This is a genomic window from Paenibacillus thermotolerans (genome assembly GCF_028745515.1).
In the GTDB taxonomy this organism is placed as follows: Bacteria; Bacillota; Bacilli; order Paenibacillales; family YIM-B00363; genus Paenibacillus_AE; species Paenibacillus_AE thermotolerans.
Genome location: NZ_JAQZSG010000002.1, coordinates 328,577 through 336,003, shown reverse-complemented (window position 1 = coordinate 336,003; position 7,427 = coordinate 328,577). Strand labels below are relative to the sequence as shown.

Here is a 7,427-nt window from a genome sequence, read left to right as displayed (position 1 = left end):
TTTTGTCCAAGACGAAATCTTAGTCCTTACAGGAATGTTTAGCGGCGCGGCGGTGGGTAAATTGGCGATATAGCGTCTGTGGTGTCCGTTATTTAGAAGCTGCGATTCAGTATGTTGGTTTCCATGCCCTGCATGCAGCTCCGCACTTTCCGAATCGTGCAAAAAAAAAGCCGCACCCGGTAGGTGCGGCATGCCGCTTCATTCGCTTATCTGAATTCCTTCGGCACGCGGCGGGCAACGCCGGTAGCCAAGGCCGCCTCCGCAACGGCGCGGGAGACGCGGTCCACAACCTTGTCGTTAAATGTGGACGGAATAATGTATGCCTCGTTGAGCTCCTCGTCCGTAACGACAGAGGCGATCGCCCGCGCCGCGGCGAGCTTCATCTCCTCGTTGATCGTCCGGGCACGGCTGTCGAGCGCCCCGCGGAACATGCCCGGGAAGCACAAGACGTTGTTGATTTGGTTCGGGTAATCGCCGCGGCCGGTCGCCATAATCCGCACATAAGGCTCCGCAACCTCCGGCAAAATTTCCGGTTCCGGATTCGCCATCGCAAACACGATCGGATCCCGGTTCATCCGCTGAATATCTTCCACCTTCAGCACGCCGGGGCGGGAAACGCCGATGAATACGTCGGCGCCCTCGATGACGTCCGAGATGCCGCCGCGCAGCTTCCGCGGATTCGTTCGCGCCGCCAGCCAATTCCAGTTGTCGTTGGCGTACGTTTGGTCGCTGACCAAGGCGCCCTCGCGGTCCACGCAGATCAGCTCGCCGACGCCGGCGGAAAGCAATATTTTGGAGCATGCCGTACCTGCCGCGCCGCAGCCGACCAGCACGATCCGCACCTGCTCCATCGGCTTTTCGACGAGCTTGAGCGCGTTGATCAAGCCCGCCAGCAGCACTACCGCGGTACCGTGCTGGTCGTCGTGGAATACGGGAATATCGAGCTCCTGCTTCAGCCGCTCTTCCACCTCAAAGCAGCGGGGCGAGCCGATATCCTCCAGATTGATTCCTCCGAACGCCGGAGCGATCAGCTTGATCGTGCGAATGATTTCTTCCGTGTCTTTCGTATCCAGGCATATCGGAAAAGCGTCCACTCCCGCAAGCTGCTTGAAAAGCATCGCCTTGCCTTCCATAACCGGCATCGCCGCATGCGGCCCGATGTCGCCGAGGCCGAGCACCGCCGTCCCGTCCGATACGACCGCCACCGTGTTACGCTTGATGGTCAACGAATACGCTTTGCCCGGATCCTCGTGAATCGCCATGCACACCCGCGCGACGCCGGGCGTGTACACGCGCGACAAATCGTCGCGGTTTACGATTTTCACCTTCGGCTGCATCTCGATTTTCCCGCCGAGATGCACAAGGAACGTGCGGTCCGATACGTTCACGACGCGTATGCCGGGAACGCTGCCGACCCGGTCGATCAGGTCCGTGTAATTGGCGTCCGCCAAATTGATCGTAATGTCCCTCGTTGTGGAATCTTTACCCGAACGAATGACGTCGATGGCAACGACGTCCCCTCCGGCGTTCGTTATTTCCGAGATGACTTGTCCGAATCCGATTTTCGTTTTGTCCATTTCAATCCGCATAATGACGCTTGTTCCGATAGCCACGACTTGCTCTCCCCTTTTAATTGAATGGTGGTTAATTATTGAAGCGGAGATGCCTGCGCGCTTTGCCCGCGCAGGAGGGTTACGCGCCGGTGCCTGCTCCCCTTAGCAAAAACCGATCCACAACCGTGCGTACTCCCTCTTCATTATTGCTTAAAGTAATAAAATCCGCCACCTGCTTCAGAGGCTCCACCGCATTCGCCATGGCAACCCCGAGTCCAGCGGCTTCGATCATCTCGCGGTCGTTCCAAGAGTCGCCGACGGCGATCGTCTGCGACCGGTCAATTCCGTAATATGCAGCCAGATGAAGCAATGCATGGCCCTTTGTCGCTTCGGGATGCAAAATTTCCAAATAATGCGGCTTCGATTTCGTAATGTGCGCTTGCTCCCCCAGCAGCTGCTTCAGCTCGGGAATGAGTTCGTCCAGCTTGGACGGCTCGTCGATGATGAGCAGCTTTGTACTGCCTTGCTTCGCAATGCTGTCAAAATCGGTCACGATGGAATACTCCACCTTCACTTGCTCCGCGTACTTTTTGACCTTGTCGTTTTCTTCCCAAGCATACAGCTCGTCGTTTAGATAGGCCTGCAAATGCAGCCCGCGCTCTTTCGCGAACCGGATCACCTTAAACGCGGCTTCCGCCGGCAAGGAACGCTCGTACAGCACTTCGCCGTCCAGCAAATTTTTAATCAATGCGCCTTGGTACGTGATGACCGGAACGTTCAACTCAAGCTGCTCGGCCACCTTCTTCGTGGAAGCGAACATTCTCCCCGTCGCCAGCGTAACGACCGCCCCTTGGCGAATCGCTTCGGCAAGCGCCTCCCGCGTGCCCGGCGTCACCTCCAAATTGTCGTTAAGCAGCGTGTCGTCGATGTCGATCGCAATCATTTTGTATATCGTATCCATTTCGCTCCAGCCCTTATCCGTTGAACTTGTTCTCTATTTCCGCCCGAAATCGGCTTTAATTTCTCCCCATGCTTCCGTTTCCCACTTCACGATCTTGTTGCGGTACGGATTGCCGCGCAGCCACGCCAGCGCCCGGTCGACGAGCCGCCAAATTTCCTCCGTGGAAGCGTCCCGGACGAGCGTCGTCGCTACGTGCTTCTCCCTCACCCATTTGATCGCCGTGCGCGAATCGGAGTAAATCGTCTTGCCGCTGCCCTGCTGCTTCAAATACGCAAGACCGTGCACGATGGCCAAAAATTCGCCGAGGTTGTTCGTGCCCTTCGGGATCGGCCCATTGTGAAACAGCCGCTCGCCGGTCCGCGTATCGACGCCTTGATACTCGACAATGCCCGGGTTCCCGCTTGAAGCGGCGTCTACGCAGATGCTGTCGAGGTCGTAATTCGCAGCGGCTGCGCTGCCTGAGCCGGAACTGCCGGTTTTGGCGCCTGCCGATTGCGCCGCGATCTTGGCGGACGCCGCGAACGTCTTGGCCCAACCGGTTTCGTAGGCTTGCTGCGCCTCCGATTTGGATGGGAAGGACTTGTACTTGGCCCCCTGAAAGCCGTCCACCTGCGCCTTGCAGTCGTTCCATGTTTCGTAGATGCCCGGCTCGCGCCCGACCCAAACGACGTAATATTTCGATTGTGCCAAGTTCATCACCAGTTCACAATTTTACCACAGTCGGAGAAAACAAAATAGCATGCCGTAAGAACGAGAACGGCGGGTTCGCCGGCCGGCACCCGCCCTTTGCTCCGCTACAGCAGCTCTCACCGACAAAGCAGCTGCTCCCAACGGAGCTTTGTTCCGTTGCAGCCTGCCGCACCGCCTGACCGACCACCTCGTACGGAACTTTATTCCGCTGATCGCCACCGCGGGCCGCCTTACGAGCAAACGTCGAACGCCGAAGGCCAAATGACGAGCCCCGGAAGCCGGATGCCCTCCTTCACTTCCTTCATATAAACCGCCGCCTCTTCAGCAGTGCCCTCGCCGAACACGCGGAGCATGCCCGCGTCCCAAACGTTCGTCTCCGCTTCATACGGCATCCGCAGCAGCTCGCGAACGGCGCGTGCCCCCGGATGCAGCGGGAGATAAAGCGGCCCGGGCTCGCGTGAGCCCGCCGCGCCCGCAGGTCCCGCGACGCGCCCGTCGGCGTCGACCCCAAGCGCCGCAAGGTGCCCGAGCAGTTCCGCCATAGCCCCGCCATCTTGCGCCAGCACGAGCTCCGGGGCCTGCGGCCGATCGTTGCGGTACTTCACAAACCCGCACATCTCCCCGCCCCGTTCCAGAACGACAGAGCGGAACCGCCGATCCGGCGAGATCCAATCCGCCAAATCGTCACCCACGGCAAGCGCCAGATCGACGTCGCCGTGCCACAGCTCCCACATCCGCTGTAGCGCCGGGATGTCGTCTCTCCCTACACGCCGCTCCTCCAAGCGCGCAGCATCAATCGCCGCACGCGCCACCTTCAACCGGCACGTTCCGAACATACCGGTCACATAGCCGAACCGAGGATAGTATCCCGGATGGCCCAGTACCAATCCGACCTTCACGCCCATTTCTTCCAGCACCCGGTGTCCTTCCTCAATCAACGCCGACGCCACCCCTTGGCCTCGAAACTCTTTGGCGACAGCCACCGGCGCCAAGATCGATGCGCGAACGCGAGCCCCGCCGATTCGCGCTTCATACAAGCTGAACATCGCATGCCCCGCTACGCGGCCCTCCGACTTCGCCACCAGCGAAAGCCGGGGAGCGTGCAGCCGCCGTCTGCGCAGCGCATCCGTCAGCGCAACCTCCCCCATTCCCGCGGAATAATCGAACGCCTCCGCGTGCAGCTCGGCGATGCGCGGAACATCCCGCCAGTCTTCGTGCCGTATCGCATATTCCACATAACCCGATTCAACCCTATTCCCCATATCCATTGCTCCCCCTACTTCTCTTCCGCTTTCCGCACGATCATGACGCCTTCCGCGTGCCTTTTGCTCATCAGCTTTTTATTCTTCCGGTTTTCCTTCGATTCGAACACGATGTCAAAATCGTAATCCTTCGGATACAGCTGCTCTTTCGAAATAAACGGCTTCAGCCTTTTTTGATTGATCGATAGCTTTTCCTTCTGAATTTGTACGCCGACGTTGCCCATCGCATCCTCCACCGCATATACGATACCGGAACGCCCCATCGAAGGAATGTAAACACTGTCCCCGATTTCAAAACGATTCCCATCAATCGCCACTCCGCCATCCGATTCGCCTTCCTGCACGGAGTCGGAAATCGCCGGCTTGAACGCCGGAAGCTCGGCGGCGCCGCCGAAATCAAGCGGACCTTCCCCGCGCGCGACCGACGTTAATTGACGCGAACGCGCAAGCACCTTCTCCGGCATGCCCAGCTTGCTCGCGATGACGAACGCATAGCTGCGCCCCGCCTCCCCGATCCGCAGCCGGTAGAGCGGCTCCAGCGTCTCCGTGTCGAACTCCATGCGGGCGTTCTCAAACCCGGGAGCCGCCGCGGCGAAACGCTTAATCTCATTAAAATGCGTCGTAGCGACAACCGTCGCTCCGCGCCGGTACAGCTCCTCGAGCACCGCGATCGACAGCCCGACACCTTCCCCAGGGTCGGTTCCCGATGCCATCTCGTCGATCAGCACGAGTGTCGAACGGTTCGCCGACTTCAATATCTCAACTATATTTTTTACATGCGCGGAGAACGTGCTTAACGATTGCTCCAGCGACTGCCCGTCACCGATATCCGCAGCGATATTCGTGAATATCGCGAACGTGCTGTCCGGGGCCGCCGGCACAAGCAAGCCCGACTGCACCATGAGCGTAAGCAGCCCCACGGTCTTTAACGCAACCGTCTTGCCGCCGGTATTCGGACCGGTAATGATAAGCGTGCGGAACCTGCGACCGATCTCGAACGACAGCGGCACCATGGCGCGCCCCAGCAGCGGGTGAACGGCATCCTTGACGTCGATCAAGCCGCCGTCGTTCACTTCTGCCGCGACTCCGCCGATCGCCCTGGCGTACTTCGCCTTGGCGAACAAGAAATCGTAGCGGCCCACCCCGTCCGCGTTCACTAACAGCTCGCGTTCATAGCCTTCAAGCATGCCGGTCAGCATCGCCAGCACCTTCGTCTCCTCCCGCGCTTCCTCGGACCGCAAGGCGTTCAGCTCATACTGCAGCGAACCGATTTCCGCCGGCTCGATATACACGGTTTGGCCGCTCGCCGATTCGTCCAGCACCGCACCCTGCACGAGCCTGCGATGCTCCTTCTTCACGGGGATGACGTACCTGCCGCCGCGCAGGCTGACGATGTTCTCCTGCAAGATCGAGCGGTGCTTCGAAAGCAGCGCGTCCATCCGCTTCTTTACTCTTTCTTCGGCGACCGCTATTTTTTTGCGGACTTTGGCAAGCTCGCCGCTCGCCTCGTCGGTTACCCGTCCGTGCCGGATGCAGCGTTCGATTTCCGACTTCAAATCCGTAAGCGCATATAAAGCTTCGGCGTAGGAGGCTACCCGGGGTGCGGCGCCGGACTTGCCCGCCATATACTTTTTCAAATGCCGGCAGCTGTTTAAAAATGTCGCCACCGCGCCAAAATCCGCCTCCGAAAATACGTAGCCCTTCCCCAGCAGACCGAAAACCGTCTCCATGCCCTCTAACGAAGGGAGCGGAACGTTTGCCCCGTGCTTAATGAGGTCGGCGGCCTCAGCCGTTTCCTGCAGCGCGGACATTACCGCCTTCAGCGTCACCATCGGCTGCATTTGCTCAACGAGCTCTCTGCCCAAATACGTTACCGCCTGTTCCTTCACTCTTTCTTTAATTTGCGGATACTCAAGGCGTTGCAATGTTTTTTCGTTCATCGTTATTCATCCCTTCTTTATTCTTTTGCACAAAAAAAGAGGCAGAAAGCGCGTCAACAACGCATTCTCTGCCTCAAACTCAAAAAGCGCACACTTATGGCGTCCGCAGAAACTAAAAAAACCGTGCTGAACAACAGCACGGTCACGGCGCCAAAAGCAATAGCTTTCAAGGGCGAAATGAATGTGGTTTTTCGCTGTTCTTAACTGATCGAGACTACGGCATGCGCAGCAAACTAAACCTCACCCTAATCGAAAGGCGAAGCAAAATGAATTGCATACGTGCATCTTACAGTCTCGCTATTAAATTGCTCAGTTAAGAACGCTCACCGACATCAAAATCTCTCCTTGAAATAGGATACATTCACTTTAATGGATATTGTAAACCGCTGTCAAGATATGGTTTGCCCATTTCTCGCATTACTTAACCAAAGTAACGCATGACCCATACCATAACGACGATAAAAATGACCGTACCAGCCACATACAAGACCGACAACCGGATCCAGTTCGGTATGGAATTGCGGTCGTAAGCGGGATTTCCCTCTTTATTTTCCTTCGATAAGCCGACCATCACCGTCAAAACGGCCCCGATCAACAATACAGCAACTGCCGCTATGATCATTACGCTTTGGCTCATGTTCATCCCGCCTTATTGTGAGCTTCGTCACACCTATATTACATGGATTGACAGCTTTCGTCCAAGGTGTTCACAATAATTTCCGAATTTAGTTGTGTGCCGGCTCCCAGCGAAAAGTAACGACGGCAAGAAGAATGGCGAACGGCCGCAAAAATAACGATCGTAAGCAGCAATTGCGGGAGCACATCGAAGCTGCCGTTCATAGCGGCGCGCACGGCGTCGACAAACGGGCTGTATGGAAGCGCTTTGCCTACCGTTTGCGCCCAAGCCGGCGCGTCCTGCATATTGTAGAACGATTCGCTTGTGAAGATCATCGGAAAGCACAGCAGGTTCGTCAGCATGTTTACCTGTCCTTCTTGCTTTGCCAGATTGCACGCCGGCAAG

The 7,427-nt window shown here is 57.4% G+C and carries 7 protein-coding genes; all 7 read right to left on the bottom strand.

Features of this window, described 5'->3' with window-relative positions; genetic code table 11:
* Nucleotides 1-206: 206 nt before the first annotated feature.
* The gene (locus PT964_RS03570; protein ID WP_274361954.1) at nt 207-1,589 is read right to left on the bottom strand and encodes an NAD-dependent malic enzyme; all 1,383 of its coding nucleotides are present in this window, start codon (nt 1,587-1,589) and stop codon (nt 207-209) included.
* 103 nt (nt 1,590-1,692) lie between these two features.
* On the bottom strand, nt 1,693-2,505 hold the full coding sequence (locus tag PT964_RS03565) for a Cof-type HAD-IIB family hydrolase (RefSeq protein ID WP_274361953.1): 813 nt from the start codon (nt 2,503-2,505) through the stop codon (nt 1,693-1,695).
* A 42-nt stretch (nt 2,506-2,547) separates the two neighbouring features.
* Nucleotides 2,548-3,204: a ribonuclease H gene (rnhA, locus tag PT964_RS03560; RefSeq protein WP_274361937.1), complete on the bottom strand. Its 657-nt coding sequence runs from the start codon at nt 3,202-3,204 to the stop codon at nt 2,548-2,550.
* Nucleotides 3,205-3,434: 230 nt separating this feature from the next.
* Nucleotides 3,435-4,466, bottom strand: a complete 1,032-nt coding sequence (locus PT964_RS03555; RefSeq protein ID WP_274361936.1) for a GNAT family N-acetyltransferase — start codon at nt 4,464-4,466, stop codon at nt 3,435-3,437.
* Nucleotides 4,467-4,480: 14 nt separating this feature from the next.
* Complete coding sequence (locus PT964_RS03550; protein ID WP_274361935.1) at nt 4,481-6,406, bottom strand: endonuclease MutS2; 1,926 nt, start codon at nt 6,404-6,406, stop codon at nt 4,481-4,483.
* 421 nt (nt 6,407-6,827) lie between these two features.
* Nucleotides 6,828-7,043 (bottom strand): hypothetical protein, encoded by a 216-nt coding sequence (locus PT964_RS03545; RefSeq protein ID WP_274361934.1) that lies wholly within the window; start codon nt 7,041-7,043, stop codon nt 6,828-6,830.
* 38 nt (nt 7,044-7,081) lie between these two features.
* Nucleotides 7,082-7,384: a hypothetical protein gene (locus tag PT964_RS03540; RefSeq protein WP_337995004.1), complete on the bottom strand. Its 303-nt coding sequence runs from the start codon at nt 7,382-7,384 to the stop codon at nt 7,082-7,084.
* Nucleotides 7,385-7,427: the final 43 nt, after the last annotated feature.

Coding starts and splice junctions, on each gene's coding strand:
- PT964_RS03570 (WP_274361954.1), bottom strand. CDS start 1,589: ATGCGGATTGAAATGGACAAAACGAAAATCGGATTCGGACAAGTCATC.
- PT964_RS03555 (WP_274361936.1), bottom strand. CDS start 4,466: ATGGGGAATAGGGTTGAATCGGGTTATGTGGAATATGCGATACGGCAC.
- PT964_RS03550 (WP_274361935.1), bottom strand. CDS start 6,406: ATGAACGAAAAAACATTGCAACGCCTTGAGTATCCGCAAATTAAAGAA.
- PT964_RS03545 (WP_274361934.1), bottom strand. CDS start 7,043: ATGAGCCAAAGCGTAATGATCATAGCGGCAGTTGCTGTATTGTTGATC.
- PT964_RS03540 (WP_337995004.1), bottom strand. CDS start 7,384: ATGCTGACGAACCTGCTGTGCTTTCCGATGATCTTCACAAGCGAATCG.